The organism is Rhodoglobus sp. G.S.4 (assembly GCF_056619605.1).
This window is the reverse complement of record NZ_CM152748.1, coordinates 228,617-251,755: the sequence shown is the minus strand read 5'-3', so window position 1 is coordinate 251,755 and position 23,139 is coordinate 228,617. Positions and strand designations below refer to the sequence as shown.

Sequence of the window (23,139 nt, the reverse complement as noted above, 5' to 3'; positions counted from 1 at the left end):
ACACTGTGAAAAGAACACAATGGATGTCAGCAGCCACAGCTGTCGGCATCGTGATTAGCTTAGCGGCCTGCAGTTCTGGTGGCGACGTTGGGTCAACTGACAAGCAGGAACTAACGATGCTGATCGGCTCAAGCGGAGACGCGGAAACCAACGCGGTCCAGGCTGCCGCAGATGCTTGGGCCGCCGATACGGGAAATACCGTAGAGGTCATCGCGGCAAGCGACCTCAATCAGCAGCTCGGTCAAGGCTTCTCTGGTAACAACCCGCCCGACTTGTTCTACATGGGCTGGGATCAGTTCCAGACGTACGCGCAGAACGGATACTTGGAGCCATACGCAGAGAACCTGAGTAATGCCGATCAGTTCTACCCGGCGCTGAAGGACGCATTCACGTATGACGACACGTTCTACTGCGCACCGAAAGACTTCTCTACCCTTGGCCTAATCATTAACACTGACCTCTGGGCCGCCGCCGGACTTACGGATGCAGATATTCCCACCGATTGGAATGGGTTGACAGCAGCAGCCACGAAACTGACAACCGCAGATATCGTCGGTCTCTCGTTCGGCCAAGAATATGCGCGACTTGGCGTGTTTATGGAGCAAGCCGGAGGTAGCCTCGTCAGCAACTCTGAAGTCACCGCCGACAGCCCCGAGAACGCTGCCGGTATTGATTACGCAAAGTCACTACTCGACGCCGGTGTACTCAAGTTCCCAGCCCAACTCGAAGCTGGCTGGGGTGGCGAAGCGTTCGGACTTCAGAAGGCCGCAATGGTCATTGAGGGGCCGTGGATCAACGGTGCGTTGAAGAACGACTTCCCTGATGTGAACTACATCGCGGCAGAGCTCCCCGCCGGTCCTGGTGGCCCGTCGACCTTCACGTTTAGCAACTGCTGGGGCATCCCGGTCGACTCACCTACCCTTGAGGCGACACAGTCACTCGTGGAGTACCTCACCGCCGATGAGCAGCAGCTCACCTTTGCTGATGCATTCGGCGTAATTCCCTCCACCGAATCTGGTGCTGCGGCATACGCCGAGAAGTTTCCCAACAATGCGTCATTCGTTGCGGGTAATGACTACGCCGTCAGCCCGGTCGCTTTTGCCGGTGCATCTGCGGTACTGGGAGACTTCAATTCCAGCCTCGAGGGCCTCGACGCGGCGAACTCTGCAGCGCTGCTGAAGATGCTTCAGACCAACCTTGAAGAGGCCTACGCGAAAGCTAACGGCTAAGCGATGGCTGCCATAGTAGGGTCTCGCCGCGGCTCACTGCGCCGCGGCGAGACCCGCTATGGATGGCTCTTCACCGCCCCATCCATAGTGATCACCGGCGTTTTTCTTCTCCTGCCTATCGCGCTCGCCGCTTGGGTGAGCGTTAGCGACTGGAACGGTTTAGGCTCGCCGTTGAGCGGCCGCGCAGAATTCGTAGGTGCGGAGAACTACGCTGCGGTTCTTACGGATCCCGGCTTAGCGCAGAAAGACTTCGGGACCTCAATACGAAACAACCTCTATTACGTTCTGCTCGTTGTTCCCCTGCAAACTGGGCTCGCCCTGTTTCTCGCCGTTCAAATGAATCGAGCGATCTTGCGTGGCCGGGGATTCTTTCGTACAGCCTTCTACTTCCCCTCCGTAACAAGTTCGATCGCGATCACGACGGTCTTCATCTTCCTGTTCACCGCCTCAGGCACCGTGAACAGCATTCTGGCTTGGCTGGGGATCAAAGGGCCCAACTGGTTCGCTGACCCTAGTGGCGTCATTCACAATCTGCTCGCAGGAATAGGGATCACGTCGCCCCCACCGTTACTCGATGTCGGCGGCCCACTTGGCATCACCTGGTGGCAATGGCTTTCCGGCCCTTCAGTGGCGATGTGCGCACTCATCGTGCTCGCTGTTTTCACTACCTCCGGCACCTTTATGCTCCTCTTTCTCGCTGCGCTTCAAAGCATTGGTGGGGAGATCGACGAAGCAGCTCTGATGGATGGAGCGGGCCCGTTCCGAAAGTTCTTCTCAGTGACGTTGCCCATGCTCAGGCCAACACTGTTCACTGTCCTCACCCTCGGACTCATTGGCACTTGGCAAGTTTTCGACCAGATCTATCTCACCGGCGGCGGCGCTCCAGGTAAGACGCTGCTCACCCCTGCGTTTCTCGCCTACCAAACATCCTTCAAGGATCTGCAGTGGGGTCAGGGTGCAGCGATTGCGTTTATTCTCTTCGCAATCATCGTGCTGCTCACCCTGCTTCAACGATGGATCCTTCGTGAGCGCACCCCCACGATGAAAGCTCCGAGGGCAACCCAAGTTAGAGCAACCCTCAACGAAGGAGATGTGCAATGACCGTCACCTCACCCGCCGCTGTCGAGCCCCCGGCACCACGACCTCGGCGCCGTCGACGGCTGAGTCGGCGACTCCGCACTGTGGCGATCCTCAGCTACATCATGCTCATCGCGCTCGCGATGATCTACATCTATCCGTTTCTCATCGCCGTGTCATCCAGCTTCAAGAATGATGCTGACGCCACCGCCAACCCGCTCCAACTGATTCCCGAAGTTTGGAGCTTTGCGGCATACGAGCGCTTGTTTACGGATGTGCCCTTGCCTCTGTGGACTTTCAACACGGCATTCATCAGCGTGATCGTTACGTGTGGCCGGGTGTTCTTGGATTCGCTGGCGGGGTATGCACTCTCCAGGCTCCAGTTCAAGGGCCGCACAATCGTTTTCGCCGTATTTATTGGAATCATGTCAGTGCCCGGTGTTGTTCTACTGATCCCGCGCTTCCTGATTCTTCAACAACTAGGGCTTTACGATACCTATGGCGGCATGATTATTCCGTTGCTCACCAGCGCCGCAGGAATCTTCATCATGAAGCAATTCTTCGACTCCATCCCCATCAGCGTTGAAGAGGCAGCACGAATCGATGGTGCGAGCGTTTTCCGCACCTATTGGACGATCGTGCTTCCCATGGCGCGCCCCGCACTCGTCACCCTGTTCATCCTGAGCTTTCAAGGCTCGTGGAATGAGTTCGGACACTTCGTGGTCTCACGGCAAAGCGCCGACCTCAACACCCTTACGACTGGCGTGGCGTCACTTGTGTCAGGTCAACTCGGTTCAGGCAACCAGTATCCGCTTCAACTCGCGGCGGCGACCCTCATGACAATTCCCGTCGCGGTCATCTTCTTCATCTTCCAAAAGCGGATCATGAATAACACGTCAGGCGCCGAAAAGGGCTAACGATTGTGGGGCATTCCGTACTAGCTTTCGACGAGTGCGGTGTGCCCCACAATGAGTTAGTTAAGCAGGCCCTTCTCGGTGAGCCAGTCCTTGGCCGCCACGGCAGCCTGGGCCTTTTCGGAGCCCTCGACGCGATCCCGCAGTGCGATCAGATCATCGGTGGTGAGAGCGGCCGAGATCTCGTCTAATACCTGAGCGAGGTCATCGCTGTAGATACTCGAGTTGAGCAACGGCACTACGTTCTGCGCGGCAATCAGGTTCTCGGGATCTTCGAGCACCAAGAGCTTCTTCGCGACGAGATCAGGAGACGTCGTGTAGATATCGGCCACCTGCACTGCGTCGTCGACGAGAGCCTTCACCGTGTCTGGCCCGCCGAAGTCTTCGATGGGAACGAAAGTCACGTCGCTGACGCCGTAGGCCGCTTCTAGGCCCGGGATTCCATAGGGAAGCTCCGCAAACTGCGGGCTCGCCCCCAGGCTGAATGGTTCGATCTTCTTCAGATCCGCGATCGAAACGAGCCCCTCTTGATCTGCAAGCTCTTGAGTGACGACGTAGGCGTCCTTGTCTTGAGCGGGAGACGAGCTGAGCACTTGGAATCCGTCGGGCACGATGGTTTCGAGCGCGGCGTCTACGTCCTCTGTGCTTCGGGCGGTGTTCTCCGTGTCATAGAAGAACAGGAGGTTTCCGTTGTACTCGGGCATGAGGCTGATCGAGCCATCTTCCAGAGCAGGAATCGTGGTCTGTCGCGGTCCGAGGTTGAACTTGGTCTCTACCTCGTAGCCAGCGTTCTCGAGGGCGAGCGCATAAATGTTTCCGAGGATCTCTCTTTCGGGGAAAGCAAATGAGCCGACGATGATCTTGGTGTCTGTCGTTGTCTCATCCGATGAGGCGCCCGTCGGGTCAGAAGTGGCGCATCCGGCCAGTGCCACCAGCGCCCCTGCGGCGATGACCGCGGTGGTGAGCCGGGCCGCTTTGTGTGCTGCGAACATTAGTTTTTCCCTTCGTTGGCGGATGTTGCCGCCACCGCGACCGGTCCGTTTGACCGCCCGCGGACGTGTTTTTTGTTTCGGCGCGTATCGGAAGACCCGCGCCGTCTCGTGAGTTGCTGAATCAGCGCGAAGACCCCATCAACGACGAGCGCCAGTACCGTGACGAGAATGGCACCGCCGAGAATCCGCTCGTTGTCGTTGAGTCCAATTCCGCTCGAAATGATCGTGCCGAGTCCACCGAGTGAGATGTAAGAGGCAATCACCGCCGTCGCAATAACCTGCAATGTGGATGCGCGGATCCCACCAATAATGAGCGGAAGCGAGAGCGGTATTTCGATCTGCGTGAGCACTTGCAACTCGGTCATGCCGCTCGCTCGGCCTGCATCAACCGTCTGGCTGTCGACCGATTCGATTCCCGCGTACGCTCCCGCGAGTATCGAGGGAATAGCCAAGATGACTAACGCGATGATGGAGGCGACAAAGGCAGCCCGAGTGAATGGCACCGTCGCACCTACAATGACGAACAGCGCCATCAGTAAGCCCAACGTCGGCAGCGCCCGCATGCCGCCCGTAAAGGCGATGACGAACTGGCGCCCGCGCCCCGTGTGCCCAATATAGAAACCGAGGGGAAGCGCAATAACCGCTGCGATCGCGACCGCTACAACGGTGTACAACAAGTGCTCGGCTAGTCGATCCTGAATCGGCAGTGGGCTCTGTGCCCCCGCAGCGTAGTTAGCGGGGTCTAACAACCAGCGAATAGCGTCAATGAAGAATTGCATGGGTCAGACCACCCGCTCGACTGGAACGCGATTCTGGGGCTGACTTCCGCCACGTCGCCGCTTCCACGGCATCAAGAGGCGACCCAGCTGAACAAGCACGACGTCGAAAACGAGAGCGATGACGAGGCTCGCCACGATGCCAATGATGATCTCCTCAAGGAAGTCACGTTGCTTTCCGTTCGTGAATAAATAGCCGAGGTTCGCTGAGCCGATGATTGCCCCCACAGAAACAAGCGCGATCGTGCTGGCGGAAACTACCCGAAGGCCCGCGAGAAGAACAGGGCCAGCGAGAGGTAACTCAACAAGCCAGAAGCGGTTCCAGGTGGAGTAGCCCATAGCGGTGGCCGCCTGGATCGTCTCGGCGGGCACCGCTGCTAGCGCATCCGCCGCTGTGCGAACCATCATGGCAACCGCGTAGATCGTCAGTGCGACAACGATGTTTCGGTCATCCGTAATGCGTGTTCCGAGGACGTAAGGCAACATCACGAAGAGGGGAAGGGACGGGATTGTGTAGAGCAAACTTCCCCCGGCGATCACAATCGACCGCAACGCCGCCCAGCGATTGGCAACCCAACCGAGCGGCACCGCAATCGCGAATCCGAGAATGATTGGCACGATGCTGAGAGCAACATGGTTGCCCGTGAGTCTCGCGATGAGACCGAAGTTGTCGATGAACCAACTCATCGTTCAGCCCTCAAAGCTCGTCCGCGAGAATTCCCGCGGGACGCCCATCGCCGTCGACGATGAGTGTCGCGTTGTCTCCTTCGCGACGCTGCAAATGAAGGGTGCGCTTTCCTTTATCGGCACCAATGAATGTCGCGACGAAATCATCTGCAGGCTGCGACAGGATTTCGGCGGGGGTTCCCACCTGCGCAATCACCCCTCCACTGCGCAAGATCACGACCTGATCGGCGATCGCGAAAGCTTCATCAATGTCGTGGGTGACGAACACGGTTGTCTTGCCGAGCTCACGCTGCAGCCGGTTGAGTTCGACCTGAAGTTCAGCTCGCACGATCGGGTCAACCGCGCCGAACGGCTCATCCATGAGAAGGATGTCGGGGTCGCTCGCCAAAGCGCGCGCAACTCCCACTCGCTGCTGTTGACCGCCCGAAAGTTGGTCTGGATATCGCTCGGCCAAGGATCGGTCGAGTCCAACCGCATCGAGCAAGGTAAGCGCATTCGCCCGAGCCACTCGCTTCGGCACCCCGTTCAGGCGCGGCACGGAAGCGATGTTGTCGACTACTCGGCGGTGCGGGAGGAGGCCGATAGCTTGGAGCACGTAACCGATCCGCCGGCGAAGCTCAACCGGGTTCAGCCCCGAAATGTCTTCACCATCGATCAGGACTGTGCCGGATGTCGGGTCGACCATCCGGTTGATCATGCGAAGGAGAGTTGTCTTTCCCGAGCCCGAAGAACCGACGAACACCGTTGCCTTGTTCGAGGGAAGCACGAGAGAGAAGTCTTCGACAGCGAGAGTGCCATCGGGAAACCTTTTGGTGACGTTCTGGAACTCGATCATGACGGTCGACTCATTCCCCCTGCGTCTGGCGAATCGACGCGTGCCGATTCCCTCGAAGTGCAAGTATATTCGCTGCGCTTCAGAGGCCAGAGTGGGGCAACACCGCTAGACAGCCGAGTGCGGTGTTCCACACCTCGGCGATGACAGTTGGCCTAGAGGATCTACGTGATCCCCTGATCCTGAATCGCCGACGATAATGTCATGCCGTTGAGTTCTAAGTAGAGCTGGCCCTCGGTGACCGACAGTGTGACCGAATTGCGTCGCTCGAGGCCAGCGACGGCCCCCTCAATGAAGCCAGGCTCGAAACTGCGCAAGGTAATGGCATCGGCCTGGTGGATTTTCTTGCCGGCCCACGCCGCAGACACCTTCACCGGATCGCGGTGCGTATAGACGGCGACCCGATCGGCGAGTTTGCTTCCGTAGTGCAGCCGGGCAGCATCGGGGGCACCAACTTCGATCCACGCGGTGATAGTTCCGGTGAGATCCCGGACGAGCACTGCTGGCTCATCGGTTGAGGAAACTCCCTCGCTGAAGGCGATTCCTTCCTCGTATTCGAGGCAGTACGCCAGCAACCGCGTCACCATATAGAGGTCCGTTTCTGACGGATGACGCGCGACTCGAAGCGTGAAGTCGTCGTAGACCCCGCGATCCACATCCGCCAGTTGAACCGTGAAGGTGTGAATAGTTGAGCCAGCTGCCATAGTGCCCGAGCCTAGTCTCTGGATGCGGTGCCGAATTGCGGCCGCGACAACGGGAGAGCTAGTGCGCGACAGTTCCGCGCGCCGGGTATCCGTTTTCGGTGACGTACTCGAGGCCATGAATGATCGCCTTCACGGGCATGCGACCAAACGGCATGCTCGAAATGTTGCTCCAGAACATCGTGTTATCGGAGTCGAGAACGAAGATTCCCGATTCACTAAAGCGTTCCGGTTCGCCCTTCTTGAAGCCACTAGAGATGAAGAGCCCCCACTGGCGCGCTTGCTCTTCTGTGAGTCCGTGGGCGATGGGTAGCTGCGTGAGTTCCCAGTCATCAACGGATATCGTTGCGCGCTTGAGAGTGTCCATGCTGATCGCAACAACGCGTCCGACACCGGCCTCACGCAGCTCATCCATGCTGTCGTCAATTTCGCGGAGCTGCTTTCGGCACAGCGGGCAGTGCAGCCCACGGTAAAAAACGATGAGCGTAAAGCGGCCATCAACGCCGGAACCGAGAGCGAGATCGTCGGTGGTGCCACCCTGAACAACGGGCAGTGAAAGGGCAGGAACCAGGGTGCGCGGCAGAATAGTCATCCTCAAAGCCAACACACTGGTGGCCAAGAATCATTCCGCGAAAAGAACAAATGGCGGAGACGGAGAGATTTGAACTCTCGGTACCCTTACGGGTACTCCACCTTAGCAGGGTGGTGCACTAGGCCGGACTATGCGACGTCTCCAGACGTACTCAGCAATCATAACTTGTCATAGGCCATACGACGAACCGAGATTGCCATCCGATTAACCGTCGGCGACGGCGCCGGCTTTGCCACGTCGTTCCCGCCCCTCACAGACGCTCTCGCAAGTGGGACGCATAGCCACCCGGGGTGCGACCATACTCTCGCCCCGAAGTGAGAACGCAACACTCATCTGTTGCCACTGAACGCGCCCCTATTGCGTTCAGTGCCTCCACGAGGCGCACATCTTCGTGTTCAGTAACCGGGGTAAAGCCACCAGCTTCTCGATAGCAATCGGCTCGAAAGCCAAGATTCGCGCCGTGCACGTGACCATTCGCTTCACCGGGCACATGCGTAGCCAGCCAGCGACTCCGCTTCTCGTCACTGAGGTCGTTGAAATCTGGCCGCACGGTTCCGATCATGACCTCGGCACCGCTCTGGGCGATCTTCCACTGTTCGCTCAGCCAGTTAGCTGGCACTTGCGAGTCCGCGTCGGTGTTGGCGATCCATACCTCAGAGTCCGGAGTGCGCGTGGTGCTGAGCAAGTGATGGATGCCGTGTCGGCGAGCTGCGCCCACGGCGCCATAATTCACCGCAAGAACTTCGACGTCATTCCACTGCGAGGCTATTGCAGCGGACTCATCGGCGCAGTCATCCAAGACGAGGATCACGCGGACCCACGGCCGCTCGCGAGCGTCGATGGCCCTCATGCTGGCACGTGCCGCAGCAAGAGCTGCCAGCGCAGCGCCCAAGAGCTCGTCCTCATCTTTGGCCGGAACGACAACGCCAATCCCGGAGATCCGCGCGCTCACAGGAGGCCTGTTTCGCGAGCGACCGAGCGCGCGGGGCGCAGGCTGAAAACGTCAAGCAGAAAGTCCTCTTCGACGTGACTGACAAATCGCTCCAGCGACTTGAGGGCGCCGAGCCTGGCGTGCACCTCGTCTCCGCCGAGCGGGTAGTCCGCGACTTCATGCCTCCAGTGGCAGACGACCAATACTCCAGCGGGCGCGAGACTCTTGGTGACCCGCGAGAGAACTCGATCGAGAGCATCCGAATCGAAATAGTATCCAACCTCAGACATCACGATCAGATCGTACGTTCCGTCCGGCCACTCTTCAGCGCTCTCAACGTGCCGAAACGTGACGTGCGGATGCTCCGCTAATCGTTGACGCGCAATCTCTAATGGCGCGAGTGCAATCTCAGTTGCCAAGAGGGCGTCGCATCTCTGTGCGAGCTGCGCGCTCAATACCCCTATGGAGCATCCCAACTCCAGCGCATTCGCGAAGCGCTCTCTCGGCAAGCTCGCCAGCGTTAGATCACGCTTCCGTTGCTCGTACCACCGAGATTCAAATCCCCACGGATCGGTTTTGCCGGCGTAGAACTCGTCAAAAAATTCTCGCGTGAGCGTTCCGTCATTACTCGGCTCGCGCTCAGTGATCACATATGCCTCCATTGGCCGTTCGAAATGTTCTACAAATTCAGGACGAAGAATCGCCTCGTCACCTTCACGTTCTGAGAGCGGAGAGATCTGGCTCTCGTGGGCCGCTATCGCGCGGCGCTTAGCGTCTCGCTCATCAGCAGTAAGGGTCATCGTGCGCAAGTCAGACCACGGTGTACGAGGGTCCTCTGGCGATGACCAGTGCCACAGCCAGATTGGGTATTCGACAAGGGACACACCATGCGCGCGGGCGACATCGGCGCAGATCTCGCCGACCACCCTGTGGTCGCCGTGCCCATCTCCGCGCCACGTTGCCGCGATGAGGGTTCTCCCCTGACCTGAGGCGAGCGCGCCCACGATGCCGTCGCGGAGCGCGCCAGTCTCATCTCTGAGTGCGCCATCCCGAAGCCCCAGGCGCACGATCGAGGTTTCTGGGGCAACCAGCTCAATCGCCCGCTCAATTTCCGCGGCTCTCCACGAACGCAGTTCGGCATCGCTCCGAGTCGGCGATGCCGGATGCGAGCCTTCGCCGTCCGTCGCGAGAATGAGCTGAACCCGTCCGCCCGCGGTGGCAACTCGCCGCATGAGTCCGGCGACCCCCAACGTTTCGTCATCCGGGTGAGCGGAGACGACGATTAGCCGGTCGATCCCCTCCACGTGGAATTCACCGACGTCGCTCCAGAGGGAGCTCGAGATCCACTGCACTTCGGGCGTACCCGGATCACGGTGGTCAAACGTCACCACTCGAAGGACCGATCAGCGAGCACCTTGCTACCGAGTCGCGCATAATCCCGCTCGGCATGATGTTGGCGCACATACAACTGGAGGTCCGCTACTCGACGGGCGTGTTCCTCGTCGAGCGCGAGCGGCGCCGGCCCCAAGGCGTGCCCGACGCGTTCCATCACCTCATCAACATCCCGAGCGACACGCGCACGGACGCGAGTGCTCATGATGGTTGCGGCGCTGCGGCTGAGCTCTACGTTATCGACAGCGTTAGCAGACTCTGCCAGTGCGATCCGCGACGAATAGAGCGCCAGATCCAGAGCGCCGAGGTGCATCTGAGCAATTTGGTCAGGCTCACGAACGCCACTCAACGCAAAAGCGTGCCGAGCGACTCCGACAGCTCCGCCCCACCAACAGGCGGCGACACCCATTGCTCCCCACGCGAATCCCGGGCGCTCCAAGTACCACGCGTCTTCCCCAACGGGGACGGCGGAGGCTGCAGAAAAGGCGACGTTGCCGCTCTGGATGGCCACGAGGCCGCGAGCATGCCAAGCGCCTTCCTCGACAACAACCCCTGTTTGTCGCAAGGAAACAGCAAAAAGTCGCCGAGTGGAGGGTCCGGTGAATGCCGTCACGAGCGCATGACTAACGGAGCCCGCCAAAGAGCACCACGCTTTGGTGCCAGACAGCATCCAACTGCCGTCGACACATTCAGCCCTGAGGCTAAAGTCGGGTGATTCAGCGGCGAACACACCCCACGTGCTGCCCTCATCCACGCCGATGCTGCCCGTGTCACCGATAACCGCCTGATCAAGGATGGCAAGCGCATCAAGATGGGGCTCCACAGCTCGCGCCACCGTGAGATCCACCGCCCCGATCGTAGCGAGCGCGCTCCACAGCACGCTTGTAGAACCTTCGCCAGGAAACGGCAGTCGACGTCCTAAGGATCGCGCAAAGTTGAGAGCGGCATCGACTCTGCTCTCACAGTTCTCAGCCTCTTCGCCCACCCAATTCAATAATTCCCGGTGGGATTCATCGGCCGTCGGCGAAATAGATAGCGTTTTCTTCACCCGCAGGTCTCATCCTCGTGATCGGTGCCGCAACGGCAGCGCTATAGCGAACTCCTAGCGAGATTCGCTCATCACTGAAGTTGTATCAAATTGATCTGAGAACTGCGAAGGAACTGCTTTTAGTAGTAGTTGGTGACCGAGCAGCTGTACGTTGCGGCACTCTGTCCACGAACGTCGATAACTTCAGGATCCACTGTGGGAGCCGCAGTCGAATCGCCGGTTGCTTCAGGTGCAGGCTCGGCGACGGGGGCGTTCGGGTCGAGAACCGCACCCTGACCGTCAGTTGAGTCTGCGAGCGTGAATGGGCTATCTGATGAGATCAGCGCCATCATCTTGTCGCCGACGTACTGATTGGGCTGAACTTTGCCGTCGTACACCCCGGTGCCACCGGTTGTGCCTGGGTACTGCACAAACTGAATGGATTCCAGCGGGATGTCTTTGAGCGCCAAAGCGATCGAGACCATCGTTGGTACGTCGGCTAGTCCCTTGGACAACTGCATGTTGGTGATTGCGGCATCCGCAAGGTTGTAAACCTTTTTGTAGTCGCCGAGGGTCTCAGCGCTCTTGAGTGTGCGCACCATTGACGAAAGGTAGACCTGCTGCGAGCTGATGCGTGTCAGGTCGCTGCCATCACCAACACCGTGACGTGAGCGAAGGAACGCGAGAGCCTTCCAGCCCTTCAAGTTGTAGGTGCCAGCTTCGGGAAGGTCGATTCCCGTGTACGGGTCAACGAGCGGGCCATCAATACACACATCGACACCGCCGATTGCGTTGGTCATCTCGATAACGCCGTTGAAGGTGATGATTCCGGCGAACTGAATATCGAGGCCGGTGAATTCTGAGAGCGTGAGAGCAACACAGGGAAGACCACCATACGAAAGCGCAGTGTTGAGAGGCTCCGTTGAGTAGTACTTGTTGTAGTCGCCATCAAGGCTGGGGCATTCGGGGATGCCCATCACCATGTCGCGCGGGAAGCTGATTGCCACCGCAGACTGGCGGTCTGCCGCAACATGCAAAATCATGTTGACGTCGTTGAGTTCACCCGACGCGTCTCGCGTTGAGCCGCCGATGCCGCCCTGACCTTCACGCGTATCGCTACCGGCGATAAGAATATTGAATCCACCCTCATAGCTGCCGATCTGCGGCGGAGGACCCTCAGTTTCACCGACGAGAGTAATGGTGTCGCGCTGACCGTAAATGCTGTCAAAAGCGACAGCACCAACCGCCGCACCACTCACCAGTAATACGGCGAGTGAAGCGGAGACAATCTTGGCGATTGTTCCCCACGGGCCCGGCTTCTTCAACCGACCGTGTCGTGCCAAACCCTGCACCGTGGGCGCTTCTTTTGAGCCAGTGCGAGCAACAGAGCGCGAACGCAACTCTGAGCGTGGACGAAGTTCACTCATCGCACTCCCCTTTCAACCACCGGATACACAACATGACACGCAGTGCGGAGGGCGTGGGATTCGAACCCACGAGACATTTCTGCCCACCAGTTTTCAAGACTGGCTCCATCGGCCGCTCGGACAGCCCTCCTTGCATAGCGCAAGATCAGAGTGTATCTGATGCCCGCACGGTCTACCTGAACGGCAGGCTAGAAGGCTCGAAATGGGGGTTAATCGGCGTTAGGCCCGCAACCTCAACGCTGCCCACACTTCAAGGCGACCCTCAAACGATTCAAGGTCGAGGTTCAGGATGCCCGCCGCCTGGTCGATGCGCGCCCGAACCGTGTGGCGGTGAACACCCAGTTTCGCGGCGGTGGCACCCCACGAACAATCATTCGCGAGCCACGAGCCCAACGTATCCACGAGAGCCGTCGAATGTTCGGCATCGAAAGTGATGAGTTTCGTGAGCACTCGCTGCGCCACATGCTCAGCACCTGCCGCCTGCAGCACCCCGAGCATCCCCGTTTCAGCAATGTTCGCGAAATCGGTGAGGCCAGCGCGCCCACCTCCGGCGGCGAGCGCATCGGATGCTTGCCTGAGGCCAGTCGCAAGCTCGGCGTAGTCAGCGGCGACGCTCCCGGCAGCGAGCGCATGGTCGTCGATGAGTTGCGTGACCTGCTGGTGCTCGCTGCCGTCTCCGACGATGACGACGATGGTGTCATCACGCTCTGCAAAGAACACGTGTCCGTCGCTGTCGAGCGCCAATGACTCGAGCGCATCGAGAACATAATGGCTGCGCACCTGCCGCGCGATCACGATTACGGAGAGAGGTTCCGCTGGCACAGAGCCCCAGACATCCTGCGCTGTGGAGTGGGCGACCGTGACGTTGCCGGCGAGCATCAACTCGAGCAGCGCCGAACGCAGTTGGCCGCGCGTAGTGTCGAGCTCGCGGTTTTGTTCCAGCGCCAAAGTCGCCAACGCGATCACACTGGTCACGAGCTCATTCTCCGCACGGTCAAGCGGAACCCCCCGACCCAAAGCCAATGCGCCACGCAACTGCCCGCTCTGGCCGAACGTCTGAATAGTCACCTGCCCAGCATCGAGCGTGAGACTTGTGGATGACCGGCGCCCCTTTCGCAGAGCCCGAGCCACCTCATCCCGCACCGGTGCCGCAAAACGATCAGCGGATGGTTGCTGCGAGGGCACAAGAAGAGGAGCGCCGGCCGCATCGAATAACCCGACCCAACACGAGAGTTGACGTTCCAGTTCGACGAGCGTCGAACGCAACCCAGTGGGCTTGAGAGCCGCCCGAGAGATCGCCTTATGCGCAGAGATCGACCACTCCATGCGCACGCTGCGTTCGGCAGCGATCTGGTCGGCAACCTCACGGATGACCGCAATGAAAGGAACGCGGTCGGGAACAGCAATAAGAGGAAGCCCGGCACGCTCGCAGGCCACGGCAAGGCCTGACGGCATTCCCTGATGCAGAAAGTGGGTCGCGAAGCCCAAACCAACAATCTCTGCAGCGACGAGGCGCTCGACATACGCGTCGTAGTTGTAGCGCTCGGCATCAGCGCCGAAACCGAATTGGGCGCCGTCGGTGAGCAGAACGTTACCGCTGCTAAGAAATGGGGTCGGGTCATCAAGGTCTGAACTGTGCACCCAAGTGACGGGGGCCGTCAACAGATCCGGACGAGCGCTCACGACGCTGAGCCGCAGTTGTTCTCTGCCCAATAGCCACGCAATTGTTGGAAGCACTAGCAATTGCCCTGTTCCGCTCGACGTCTCACCATATGTCGAGTATGCAGCATGTTGCTATACAAAATGTCACGATGTTGTGCGCGATGGAACGCGATAGTTGAGTACTAGCCTCAGCCACGAAAGGTGCCCCATGAACTCTGCGCCCGCATCTAGCCATCCCAGCAACGAAGAGACAGTCGCGCTCGACCGCGCTCACGTGTTTCATTCCTGGTCGGCGCAAGGCGCACTCAAGCCCATGGTGATCGAGGGAGGCCTCGGCAGCACCGTATGGGACAACGAAGGAAACGAATACCTCGACTTCTCGAGCCAACTCGTCAACGTCAACATCGGTCACCAACACCCAGCCGTCATCGCGGGCATCAAAGCACAAGCCGACATCATGGCGACCATCGCCCCCGCCCACGCCACCAACATTCGCGCTGAAGCAGCCCACAAGATCACCAACCATGCACCAGAGGGCATGAACAAGGTGTTCTTCACCAACGGCGGAGCGGATGCCAACGAAAACGCAATCCGGATGGCTCGCCTTCACACTGGGCGAGACAAGATCATCTCGCGCTACCGCTCGTACCACGGCAACACCGGATCGGCCATTGTGGCCACCGGAGACTGGCGCCGCATCCCCAACGAATATGCTCGCGCCCACGTGCACGTCTTCGGCCCCTACGAATACCGGTCCGAATTCTGGGCCGACTCCCCCGAACAAGAATCCGAGCGCGCCCTGCACCACCTTGAGCGCACCATCCAAGCAGAAGGTGCAGAGTCAATCGCCGCAATCCTGCTCGAAACAATCCCCGGCACCGCGGGCGTACTGATGCCCCCACCCGGCTACCTAGCTGGAGTGCGCGCCCTCGCCGACAAGTACGGCATCCTCATCATCCTCGACGAAGTCATGTGCGGTTTCGGTCGCACCGGCAACTGGTTCGCATTCGATGCCTTCGACATCAAGCCCGACCTCATCAGCTTCGCCAAAGGCGTGAACTCAGGCTACGTACCCGTCGGCGGCGTCATCATCTCCGACGAGATCGCCACAACCTTCGACGAACGCGTCTTCCCCGGCGGGCTCACCTACTCCGGCCACCCCCTCGCCGCAGCATCCATCGTCGCCTCCATCACCGCCATGGAAGACGAAGGCATCATCGAAAACGCCGCCATGATCGGCCGCGACCACATCGCCCCCGGGCTCGCCGCCCTCGCCGCCAAACATGACTCCATCGGCGAAGTACGCGGCAGCGGCGTCTTCTGGGCAATGGAACTCGTCGCCGACCGCGACACCCGCGAACCCCTCAGCGCCGCAAACATGGGAAAAATCAAAGGCGCCCTCGTCAAGCGCGGACTACTGCCATTCATCGCCGACAACCGCATCCACGTCGTACCGCCAGCCGTCGTCACCCCAGAAGAAGTCGCACGCGCCATGGAAATCTACGACGAAGCGCTCAGCGAACTCTAAAAAGCGTCGAGAGGTACCCAAATCGTGCGCGACTAAAAAGCGTCGAGAGGTACCCAAATCGTGCGCGACTAAAAAGCGTCGAGCACCAACGCTGCACCATCGTTGAGGTCACTCTCGGTGACCTCATTGGCGGCGGCAAGTACGTCTTCCGGTGCCTGTCCCATAGCAACGCCGCGACCGTGAAGGGCTGCCCATTCGAGCATGTCGATGTCGTTGCGACCGTCCCCCATGGCGAGCACGCGGGTGCGGGGGATGCCGAGGCGCGAACGCACATTTTCGAGCGCCGTTGACTTGTTGACGCCATCGGGCGCGATGTCGAGCCACGCCGTCCAGCCGACGTTATAGCTGACCTTGTGAAGGCCCATACGTTCCACGACGGCGAGAAAATCGTCAACCTGGTGTTGCGGCGAGATGACAACTACACGGGTTGCTTGAACCTTGACGAGCTCCTCAAAAGCGACGTTCTCGCTGACCGCGCCGAGTGCTCCATCAGGAAACTCGCCGTAGACAAAGAACTTGCCTGTCGCATCTTCGACCGCATAGTTCGCAGAACCCAAGTGATCTTTGATGCTCTTCAAGACCTCGCTCGGGTTGAACATCTCGACAAACTCGCGAGCGTAACCGCCCTCACCCAGTGGATCCCGCTTGAGCGTAATCGCACCGTTAGAGCACACGACGTACTCGGGCTTGAGCCCCAGCTTGCGCAAGATCGGCAGAGTCATGGCAACCGAACGACCGGTGGCCAACATGACTTCGTGGCCGGCATCCCGAACCTTCGCGACCGCCGCAATGACGGCATCATTCATTTCGCCTGACTCGAGCAGCACAGTGCCATCGATGTCGAGGGCGATCATCCAGCGGTCATTCTGTGCTGCGTTGGTCACGCGATTGGCTCCAAAATTTCAAGGCCACCAAGGTAGGGACGCAGTGCTTGTGGCACCACTACCGACCCGTCGGGCTGTTGGTGGGTTTCGAGAATGGCAACCAACCAGCGGGTGGTTGCCAGAGTTCCGTTGAGGGTCGCGACCGGCGAAGTCTTGCCCGATTCAGTGCGGTAGCGGATGTCGAGCCTGCGGGCCTGATAAGTCGTGCAGTTCGACGTCGAGGTCAGTTCACGGTAGGCGCCCTGGGTCGGAACCCAAGCCTCAATGTCGAACTTGCGGGCCGCACTCGAACCAAGGTCACCACCGGCAACATCAATCACGCGGTAGCTAAGCTCACACGCCTGCAGCATCGACTCCTGGAAGGCAAGAAGTCGTTCGTGCTCCTCTTGCGCATTCTCGGGCAGCACGTAGCTGAACATTTCGAGTTTGTTGAACTGGTGAACGCGCAGGATGCCACGGTTGTCTTTGCCTGCAGATCCGGCTTCACGGCGGTAACAGGTTGACCAACCCGCGTAACGCAGTGGGCCATTCGAGAGGTCGAGGATCTCATCGGAGTGGTACCCGGCGAGCGCCACTTCACTCGTACCGGTCAGGTAGAGGTCGTCGGCGGGGAGGTAATAGATCTCGTCGGCGTGCTCACCGAGGAAACCTGTGCCGGCCATCATTTCTGGACGAACAAGGGTGGGGGTGATGAGCGGGATGAAGTCGCCAGCGATCGCACGGTCGAGGGCCATGTTCATGAGCCCAAGTTCGAGTCGTGCGCCGACGCCCTTAAGGAAGTAGAAACGGCTGCCCGATACCTTCACTCCGCGCGGGATGTCGATAGCACCGAGCATCTCGCCGAGGTCCGCGTGGTCACGGGGCTCAAAGTCGAACGATGCGGGCGTGCCCACTTCGCGCACAAGCTCCCAGTCATCTTCGCCACCGACGGGAACGCCATCCACAGCAATATTGCCGAGGGCACCAACGATGCGCGCGAATTCTGCTTCAGCCTCGGTGGCCACCAGCTGGGCTGCCTTCACCCGGGCGGACAAGTGCTGCGCCTGAGCGACGAGTGCCTTCTTCTCTTCGGATGGCGCCTGAGCAACCTTCTTGCCGAAGCTGTTCTGCTCAGCCCGAAGTGACTCGAACTCGCCGATACTGGCGCGACGCTTCTGGTCTGCTTCGATGGCGTCGTCAACCAACTGAACGGATGCGCTGCGGGCACGTTGCGACTGCCGCACAGCGTCGGGGTTATCTCGGAGAATTTGGGGGTCAATCACCCCTACAGCCTACCGATTCATGGCGTAGCGTTTATCTGTGCCCACGCTCCGAACTGCGAAGCCCAAAGTGGCGGTTGTTTACAACCCCATGAAAGTCGACTTCGCCAAGCTGAAGAAGACAGTGAGTGCTGCCGCAAAGGCTGCCGATTGGGCAACGCCGCTCTGGTTTTCCACCACGATAGAGGATGCCGGACAGTCCGCAACGGGCAGCGGGATTCGTCGTGGCGCACGTGTAGTAATCGCGGCTGGTGGCGATGGCACAGTGCGGGCAGTGGCAGAAGCCCTGCGCGGCACTGGAGTTGCGTTGGCCGTCGTACCGGCAGGCACCGGCAACCTTCTCGCCCGCAACCTTGACCTGCCAACGAGCAACTACCGGGACAGCGTAGACATTGCGTTCAACGGCAAAGATCGCCAACTCGATCTGGGCATGGTCGAAATTGTTCGGGACAACGACGACCATGAAGAGCACGCCTTCTTGGTGATGGCGGGGCTCGGGCTTGACGCGAAGATGATCAAGAACACGAGTACGAAACTCAAAAAGGCTGTGGGTTGGCTGGCCTACGTTGACGGTATTGCGCGCTCCATCCCCGAGCTCAAACCGGTGCGGCTGCGGTACAGCGTCGACGGCGCTCCCAACCGTTCGCTCACCGCCCACACCGTGATTATCGGCAATTGCGGCACCCTGCCGGGTGGCCTGCTGCTGATGCCTGAAGCGCAACCTGATGACGGCATCCTCGATATGGCTGCGCTTGTTCCCCGGGGCCGATTCGGGTGGCTCAACATTTGGAACAAAATCGCGTGGGAAAACGGCGTGCTGCGCAAGAGTGTGATTGGTCGACGAATCATCGACCTGTCGAAAGATGTGCGTGATGTGCGCTACCTGAAGGGCAGCGATCTCAATATGATCGTCGATAACTCTGAAGAGTTTCAGCTCGATGGCGACGAATTCGGTCTCGCCAAATCAGTGCACGCGTGGGTCGATCCGGGGGCCCTGATCGTTCGGGTGCCGAAGCCCTACTCGCGGGTGCCTAGGACTCGATTGTCGTAGCGGAAGGTTCGCCCGTGGTAATTGCGCGCAGCCAATCGCGGGCCTCAACAAAAACGTCATTGCCGTAGCGAGGCGTCACCGTTGTTGCGAGTTTGTCTGCGCGCGGGTAGCTGCCCAAGAAGATCACGTTGGGGCTGAAACGCTTAAGGCCGAGCAGGGCATCCGCAACTCGTTCGTCGAGGATGTGACCCTCAAGGTCAATGACGAAACGGTAGCGACCCAACTCATCGCCAATGGGGCGCGACTCAATGAGACTCATGTTGACGCCGCGAGTGGCAAACTGTTCAAGCATTTCGAGCAGTCGACCTGGTGCGTTGTCTGGCAGTTCCACAATCACGCTCGTCTTGTCTGCGCCGGTGGGCTCTGGCAGCGAAGTGTTCGCCGAGACGAGAACGAAGCGCGTCACCGAGTTCTGGTTGTTGGCCAGATTCTCTGCCAAAACCTCAAGGGGGTAGTGCTCGGTGATGCCGGGGGGTGCGATTGCGGCATCCGCCAGTTCGTTATCAAGCAGCGTTGCGGCAGCCGCTACATTCGAACTCGCCGGAATGTAGCTGTGGGTTGGCACGTGAGTGTCAAGCCAACGCCGCGTCTGGCCATAGGCAACCGGGTGCGCGTTCACAACGGCAACGCTGGCCAAAGTTGTGCCGGGCCGAGCAACGAGCACGAAATTCACGGGCACCAAATACTCGCCAAGGATGCGCAGATTCGGGATGTTCGTCAGCGCGTCTTGAGTGGCGCTGACGCCCCCATCAATGGAGTTCTCGATCGCGATCATCGCGGCTATGCTGCGACCACTCGTCACATCGTCGAGGGCTTCGCCCACATTGTTGACACTTTTCCAGTGGGCCCCAACCGCCTCAGGAACCTGCTTGAGAGCCGCCTCGGTAAACGTTCCGGCAGGCCCCAAGTAGCTGTAGCTCGCTGTGTTGGGGCTGGGCGTCGAAGTCATGACACGAGTTTAGGGTGCCAGCGACTAACGCTAGCGCCTTGACGTCGCGAGTAGGCTTGAACTATGGCCAGCGAAGTAATCCACGACCCAGCAATGCACCGCTATGAGCTGCTCGTTGATGGCGTTCAGGCTGGTATCTCTGACTACCAGTTGCGCGATGACACGATCGTCTTTGTACACACCGAGATCGACCCCAAGTTCCGCGGTCAGGGTCTCGCAAATGAGCTCGGTCGCGGAGCCCTCAACCTCGTGCGCGCCGAAACCGAAGCCCGCGTCGTTGCCAAATGCGAGTTCATCAGCCACTTCATCGCCGAACATCCCGAATATCGTGACCTGCTCAACCGCTAACTGAGCAGTGCTTTAACGCCGAGGGACGACGACCGGATGCCCGCCGACGTCGTGCAGGTCGACCGCGAGTCCGTAGACGCGTTCGACACGCTCGGCTGTCAGGACCTCACTCGGGGTGCCGATCGCATCGAGCTTTCCGTGGGCAATGAGGGCAAGCCGGTCAGAGTATGCCCCGGCCAAACTGAGATCGTGCAGCACCACAACAACGGCGCGGTCCTCTGCGGCCATCGCTTTCGCCGCCCGCATGACATCTTCTTGGTGACGCAGGTCAAGGGCCGCTGTTGGCTCATCGAGAAACACGACTGGGGTGTGCTGGGCCAGCACCCGCGCAAGGGAGACTCGCGCCTTTTCGCCACCAGACAGCGTTGTGTAGCGGCGCGCGCCCAGGTGGGCAACATCCGTCGCTTCGAGCGCTGCGTTCACGACGGCAACGTCGTCACGGCTTTCCACCGAACGAGCCCACGGGCTGCGGCCCATGGCCACAACTTCGGAAACTCTAAAGGGAAAGCTCACGCTGTTCTCTTGCGTGAGTACTGCCCGCAATTGGGCGAGCTCGGCGTGACGGATGCCGCCAACATCCCGACCATCAATGGTCACGGTTCCGCTGTCTGGCTTGCGCTCGCCGCTCAAGACTGAGAGCAGTGTCGACTTTCCGGCACCGTTTGGCCCGACGAGCGCGAGCACTTCGCCGCGCTGAACGTCGAGGCTCACTCCGTTGAGGATGTCGCGAGAGTCGAGGCGGACTCCGATGTTGCGTGCACTGATCATGCCCAACCTCCGCTGCGTTTGCGCTGACGGAACAGAAGGTAGAAGAAGAATGGGCCACCAACGAGTGAGGTCAGCAGCCCAATGGGCAGATCTCCGCCTGGCACTACCGAACGGGCGAGGAGGTCTGAGAGCACGAGCAGCACGCCGCCACCGACGGCACTCGCAACGATGAGTTGGCGGTGGGCTGGGCCGATGGCCATCCGCATGGCGTGGGGCACGACGAGCCCCACGAAGGCGATGATGCCGCAAAAGGCGACCGCGACTCCGGTGAGCAGCGCAACGATCACGATCGACACAATGCGCAGGCGCTCAACATTGACGCCGAGGTGGCGGGCATTCCGCTCCCCCAGAGAGAGCAGGTCGAACGGCCTCGCAAGAACAACGGCGGCCGCAAGTCCGATCGCCGTGACGAGGGCGACGATGAGTACTTCGCTCCAGCGCGAACCGTTGAGAGACCCCAGTTGCCAGAACACAATTTGTTCACGGCTGCCGGAGTCGGCGACGAACAGCAAGAAAGCGAGCCCCGCGCCGGCGAAGGCGTTAACTGCGATACCGGTCAGCAGCAGAGTGACCACTTCGGTGCGCCCGTTGGCTCGTGACACGAAATACACCAGCAAGGTAGCAAGCAGACCGCCGACAAATGCGAAGAGCGCGATTGCACTATCTCCGAGTGCTGCGACGCCAACCACGATGGCGATCGCTGCGCCGAGTGCTGCACCGGATGACACCCCAACCACCCCAGGTTCCGCCAGCGGGTTTCCAAAAATGGCTTGCATCACAGCTCCGGCGACCGCGAGTGCTGCGCCAACCACCATGGCCATTGCTATGCGGGGAAATCGCACTACCCAGAGCGTGGATTCCACGATCCCGTCGGTTGGTGCCCAGTCATTCTGAATGCCCAGGGCCCGCAGGAGTGAGCCGCCGACTTCCGCCGGGCTGACGGGCAATTGCCCGAGCACCGCTGACGCCACGATGCCACCAAGGAGGAGTGCGGCGAGGGTGAGCGACAGGGTCAGGCCGCGAAGGGTGGGGTTCACGGAACGCGCTGCAACCACTCTTCGGTGCCGAACTTCTCGACGACGAGCTCTTCGGCACGGGCAAGCTCGTCACTCGTGATTTCGTTCTCGGTGAGTCCGTACAGCCCGCGGAAGGTGGCGACCATGCGGTCCAAAATTTCGGAGCGTTCCATTCCGGTCTGACTGCGCAGAGGATCAACGCGCTTTGCTGCCGATTTGGTGCCCTTGTCGCTCATCTTCTCGCGACCGATGCGCAGCACCTGAACCATTTTTTCGCCATCGATGTCGTAACTCATGGTGACGTGGTGAAGCACTGCGCCGGCGCCGAGGCGTTTTTGGGCGGCCCCTCCGATCTTGCCTGTCGGGCTCGCGATGTCATTGAGCGGTTGATAGCTGGCGTCGATGCCCAGTGATTTGAGAGCAATAATGACCCACTCGTCGAGGAAGGCATACGAGTCGGCAAAGGTCATGCCGTGAACGAGTTCAACAGGCGCATAGATCGAATAGGTGATGACCGTGCCGGCTTCCATGAACATGGCACCGCCACCAGAAATACGTCGCACGACCTCGAAACCAAACTTCTTGGCATTGTCGAGGTCAACCTCATTGCGCACAGACTGAAAGCTGCCGATGACTACGGCGGGCTTGTCCCACTCCCAAATGCGCAAAGTGGGCTTGCGGCGACCGGACGCTACCTCGTCGGCGAGCACCTGATCCATTGCCATCTGTACGCGAGGTTCGAGCGGCGGGCCGGTCACAATTTGCCACTCGTAGTCTTTCCACGTTGTGGCACGTTGAAGAGCGCGACGGATGGCCGTGGCCACCGATTCGGCCGAGAAGCCGAGCATCACGGTGCCCTCGGGAAGGCACTGCTGAATCGCCGCCGTAATCGACTTCGCGTCGGAGTTGGCGGGGAGACCGTTGACAGCACTGTCGATCGCAGCGAGTGCTTCATCGGGTTCAAGAAAGAAGTCGCCAGCGAGCCGGAAGTCGGTGATGGTGTCGTCAACAACGTCGAGATCGACCACTACAAGTTTTCCGCCGGGTACCTTGAATTCGCCGTGCATCATTCACCCCTGTCTAGTTGTGCTGAATCC

Annotated in this window: 23 protein-coding genes and 2 tRNA genes; 6 read left to right on the top strand and 19 right to left on the bottom strand. The window is 59.8% G+C overall.

All coding sequences use genetic code 11. The annotated features are described in order from the left end of the window. Positions 1-23: 23 nt before the first annotated feature. From AC061P_RS01210 to AC061P_RS01200, 3 genes are read left to right on the top strand one after another with little or no spacing between them, the layout of a single operon-like run. Complete coding sequence (locus AC061P_RS01210; protein ID WP_449648094.1) at positions 24-1,229, top strand: sugar ABC transporter substrate-binding protein; 1,206 nt, start codon at positions 24-26, stop codon at positions 1,227-1,229. 3 nt (positions 1,230-1,232) lie between these two features. Continuing rightward, positions 1,233-2,330 carry a carbohydrate ABC transporter permease gene (locus tag AC061P_RS01205; protein WP_480391603.1) on the top strand — a complete coding sequence of 366 codons (1,098 nt, stop codon included), beginning with the start codon at positions 1,233-1,235 and terminating at the stop codon, positions 2,328-2,330. Beyond that, the gene (locus AC061P_RS01200; protein WP_449648092.1) at positions 2,327-3,223 is read left to right on the top strand and encodes a carbohydrate ABC transporter permease; all 897 of its coding nucleotides are present in this window, start codon (positions 2,327-2,329) and stop codon (positions 3,221-3,223) included. Before AC061P_RS01205 ends, AC061P_RS01200 begins: the two co-directional genes overlap by 4 nt. 56 nt (positions 3,224-3,279) lie before the next feature. Here the strand turns inward: AC061P_RS01200 and AC061P_RS01195 are convergent, their stop codons facing one another. From AC061P_RS01195 to AC061P_RS01135, 13 genes are all read right to left on the bottom strand, one after another. Beyond that, positions 3,280-4,212: an ABC transporter substrate-binding protein gene (locus tag AC061P_RS01195; RefSeq protein ID WP_480391602.1), complete on the bottom strand. Its 933-nt coding sequence runs from the start codon at positions 4,210-4,212 to the stop codon at positions 3,280-3,282. Next, on the bottom strand, positions 4,212-4,991 hold the full coding sequence (locus AC061P_RS01190; RefSeq protein WP_449648090.1) for an ABC transporter permease: 780 nt from the start codon (positions 4,989-4,991) through the stop codon (positions 4,212-4,214). Before AC061P_RS01190 ends, AC061P_RS01195 begins: the two co-directional genes overlap by 1 nt. A gap of 3 nt (positions 4,992-4,994) precedes the next feature. Next, positions 4,995-5,675: an ABC transporter permease gene (locus AC061P_RS01185; protein WP_449648089.1), complete on the bottom strand. Its 681-nt coding sequence runs from the start codon at positions 5,673-5,675 to the stop codon at positions 4,995-4,997. A 10-nt stretch (positions 5,676-5,685) separates the two neighbouring features. Continuing rightward, positions 5,686-6,510 (bottom strand): ABC transporter ATP-binding protein, encoded by an 825-nt coding sequence (locus AC061P_RS01180; protein WP_449648088.1) that lies wholly within the window; start codon positions 6,508-6,510, stop codon positions 5,686-5,688. Between the two features lie 161 nt (positions 6,511-6,671). Then, positions 6,672-7,211 (bottom strand): YaeQ family protein, encoded by a 540-nt coding sequence (locus AC061P_RS01175; protein ID WP_480391601.1) that lies wholly within the window; start codon positions 7,209-7,211, stop codon positions 6,672-6,674. A gap of 58 nt (positions 7,212-7,269) precedes the next feature. Then, positions 7,270-7,800, bottom strand: coding sequence for a redoxin domain-containing protein (locus AC061P_RS01170; RefSeq protein ID WP_449648086.1), 531 nt, complete (start codon positions 7,798-7,800; stop codon positions 7,270-7,272). A 51-nt stretch (positions 7,801-7,851) separates the two neighbouring features. Next, positions 7,852-7,943 (bottom strand) — tRNA-Ser (locus tag AC061P_RS01165). A gap of 107 nt (positions 7,944-8,050) precedes the next feature. Then, the gene (locus AC061P_RS01160; RefSeq protein WP_449648085.1) at positions 8,051-8,752 is read right to left on the bottom strand and encodes a glycosyltransferase family 2 protein; all 702 of its coding nucleotides are present in this window, start codon (positions 8,750-8,752) and stop codon (positions 8,051-8,053) included. Further along, positions 8,749-10,122, bottom strand: a complete 1,374-nt coding sequence (locus tag AC061P_RS01155) for a PIG-L family deacetylase (protein WP_449648084.1) — start codon at positions 10,120-10,122, stop codon at positions 8,749-8,751. The genes AC061P_RS01160 and AC061P_RS01155 overlap by 4 nt, the downstream gene beginning before the upstream one ends. After that, positions 10,116-11,171 carry an acyl-CoA dehydrogenase gene (locus tag AC061P_RS01150; RefSeq protein ID WP_480391600.1) on the bottom strand — a complete coding sequence of 352 codons (1,056 nt, stop codon included), beginning with the start codon at positions 11,169-11,171 and terminating at the stop codon, positions 10,116-10,118. The genes AC061P_RS01155 and AC061P_RS01150 overlap by 7 nt, the downstream gene beginning before the upstream one ends. Positions 11,172-11,290: 119 nt before the next feature. Further along, positions 11,291-12,577: an LCP family protein gene (locus tag AC061P_RS01145; protein WP_449648082.1), complete on the bottom strand. Its 1,287-nt coding sequence runs from the start codon at positions 12,575-12,577 to the stop codon at positions 11,291-11,293. 45 nt (positions 12,578-12,622) lie between these two features. After that, positions 12,623-12,707 (bottom strand) — tRNA-Ser (locus AC061P_RS01140). An 89-nt stretch (positions 12,708-12,796) separates the two neighbouring features. Then, positions 12,797-14,314 carry a PucR family transcriptional regulator gene (locus AC061P_RS01135; protein ID WP_449648081.1) on the bottom strand — a complete coding sequence of 506 codons (1,518 nt, stop codon included), beginning with the start codon at positions 14,312-14,314 and terminating at the stop codon, positions 12,797-12,799. A gap of 133 nt (positions 14,315-14,447) precedes the next feature. Between AC061P_RS01135 and AC061P_RS01130 the strand changes: the two genes are divergently transcribed. Next, positions 14,448-15,767, top strand: coding sequence for an aspartate aminotransferase family protein (locus AC061P_RS01130; protein ID WP_449648080.1), 1,320 nt, complete (start codon positions 14,448-14,450; stop codon positions 15,765-15,767). A 68-nt stretch (positions 15,768-15,835) separates the two neighbouring features. Here the strand turns inward: AC061P_RS01130 and AC061P_RS01125 are convergent, their stop codons facing one another. After that, on the bottom strand, positions 15,836-16,651 hold the full coding sequence (locus tag AC061P_RS01125; protein ID WP_449648079.1) for an HAD family hydrolase: 816 nt from the start codon (positions 16,649-16,651) through the stop codon (positions 15,836-15,838). Continuing rightward, positions 16,648-17,913 carry a serine--tRNA ligase gene (gene serS, locus AC061P_RS01120; RefSeq protein ID WP_449648078.1) on the bottom strand — a complete coding sequence of 422 codons (1,266 nt, stop codon included), beginning with the start codon at positions 17,911-17,913 and terminating at the stop codon, positions 16,648-16,650. Before serS ends, AC061P_RS01125 begins: the two co-directional genes overlap by 4 nt. A 37-nt stretch (positions 17,914-17,950) precedes the next feature. Here serS and AC061P_RS01115 point away from each other — a divergent pair, with 37 nt between their 5' ends. Next, a complete protein-coding gene (locus tag AC061P_RS01115; protein ID WP_480391599.1) occupies positions 17,951-18,961 on the top strand; it encodes a diacylglycerol/lipid kinase family protein in 1,011 nt (336 codons plus the stop codon). Here AC061P_RS01115 and pheA read toward each other — a convergent pair. After that, complete coding sequence (gene pheA, locus AC061P_RS01110) at positions 18,942-19,910, bottom strand: prephenate dehydratase (RefSeq protein ID WP_449648076.1); 969 nt, start codon at positions 19,908-19,910, stop codon at positions 18,942-18,944. The two genes, AC061P_RS01115 and pheA, sit on opposite strands and share 20 nt — an antisense overlap. 63 nt (positions 19,911-19,973) lie before the next feature. Here pheA and AC061P_RS01105 point away from each other — a divergent pair, with 63 nt between their 5' ends. Beyond that, on the top strand, positions 19,974-20,258 hold the full coding sequence (locus AC061P_RS01105; protein WP_449648075.1) for a GNAT family N-acetyltransferase: 285 nt from the start codon (positions 19,974-19,976) through the stop codon (positions 20,256-20,258). A 12-nt stretch (positions 20,259-20,270) separates the two neighbouring features. On the opposite strand, the gene AC061P_RS01100 is transcribed toward AC061P_RS01105, so the two are convergent. Genes AC061P_RS01100 through lplAB form a run of 3 tightly spaced genes read right to left on the bottom strand, consistent with a single transcriptional unit; the run spans position 20,271 to position 23,109 of the window. Continuing rightward, positions 20,271-21,026 (bottom strand): heme ABC transporter ATP-binding protein, encoded by a 756-nt coding sequence (locus AC061P_RS01100; RefSeq protein WP_480391598.1) that lies wholly within the window; start codon positions 21,024-21,026, stop codon positions 20,271-20,273. Continuing rightward, the gene (locus AC061P_RS01095; protein ID WP_449648073.1) at positions 21,023-22,081 is read right to left on the bottom strand and encodes a FecCD family ABC transporter permease; all 1,059 of its coding nucleotides are present in this window, start codon (positions 22,079-22,081) and stop codon (positions 21,023-21,025) included. Before AC061P_RS01095 ends, AC061P_RS01100 begins: the two co-directional genes overlap by 4 nt. Then, a complete protein-coding gene (lplAB, locus tag AC061P_RS01090) occupies positions 22,060-23,109 on the bottom strand; it encodes a lipoate-protein ligase LplAB (RefSeq protein WP_480392187.1) in 1,050 nt (349 codons plus the stop codon). The genes AC061P_RS01095 and lplAB overlap by 22 nt, the downstream gene beginning before the upstream one ends. Positions 23,110-23,139 lie beyond the last annotated feature (30 nt).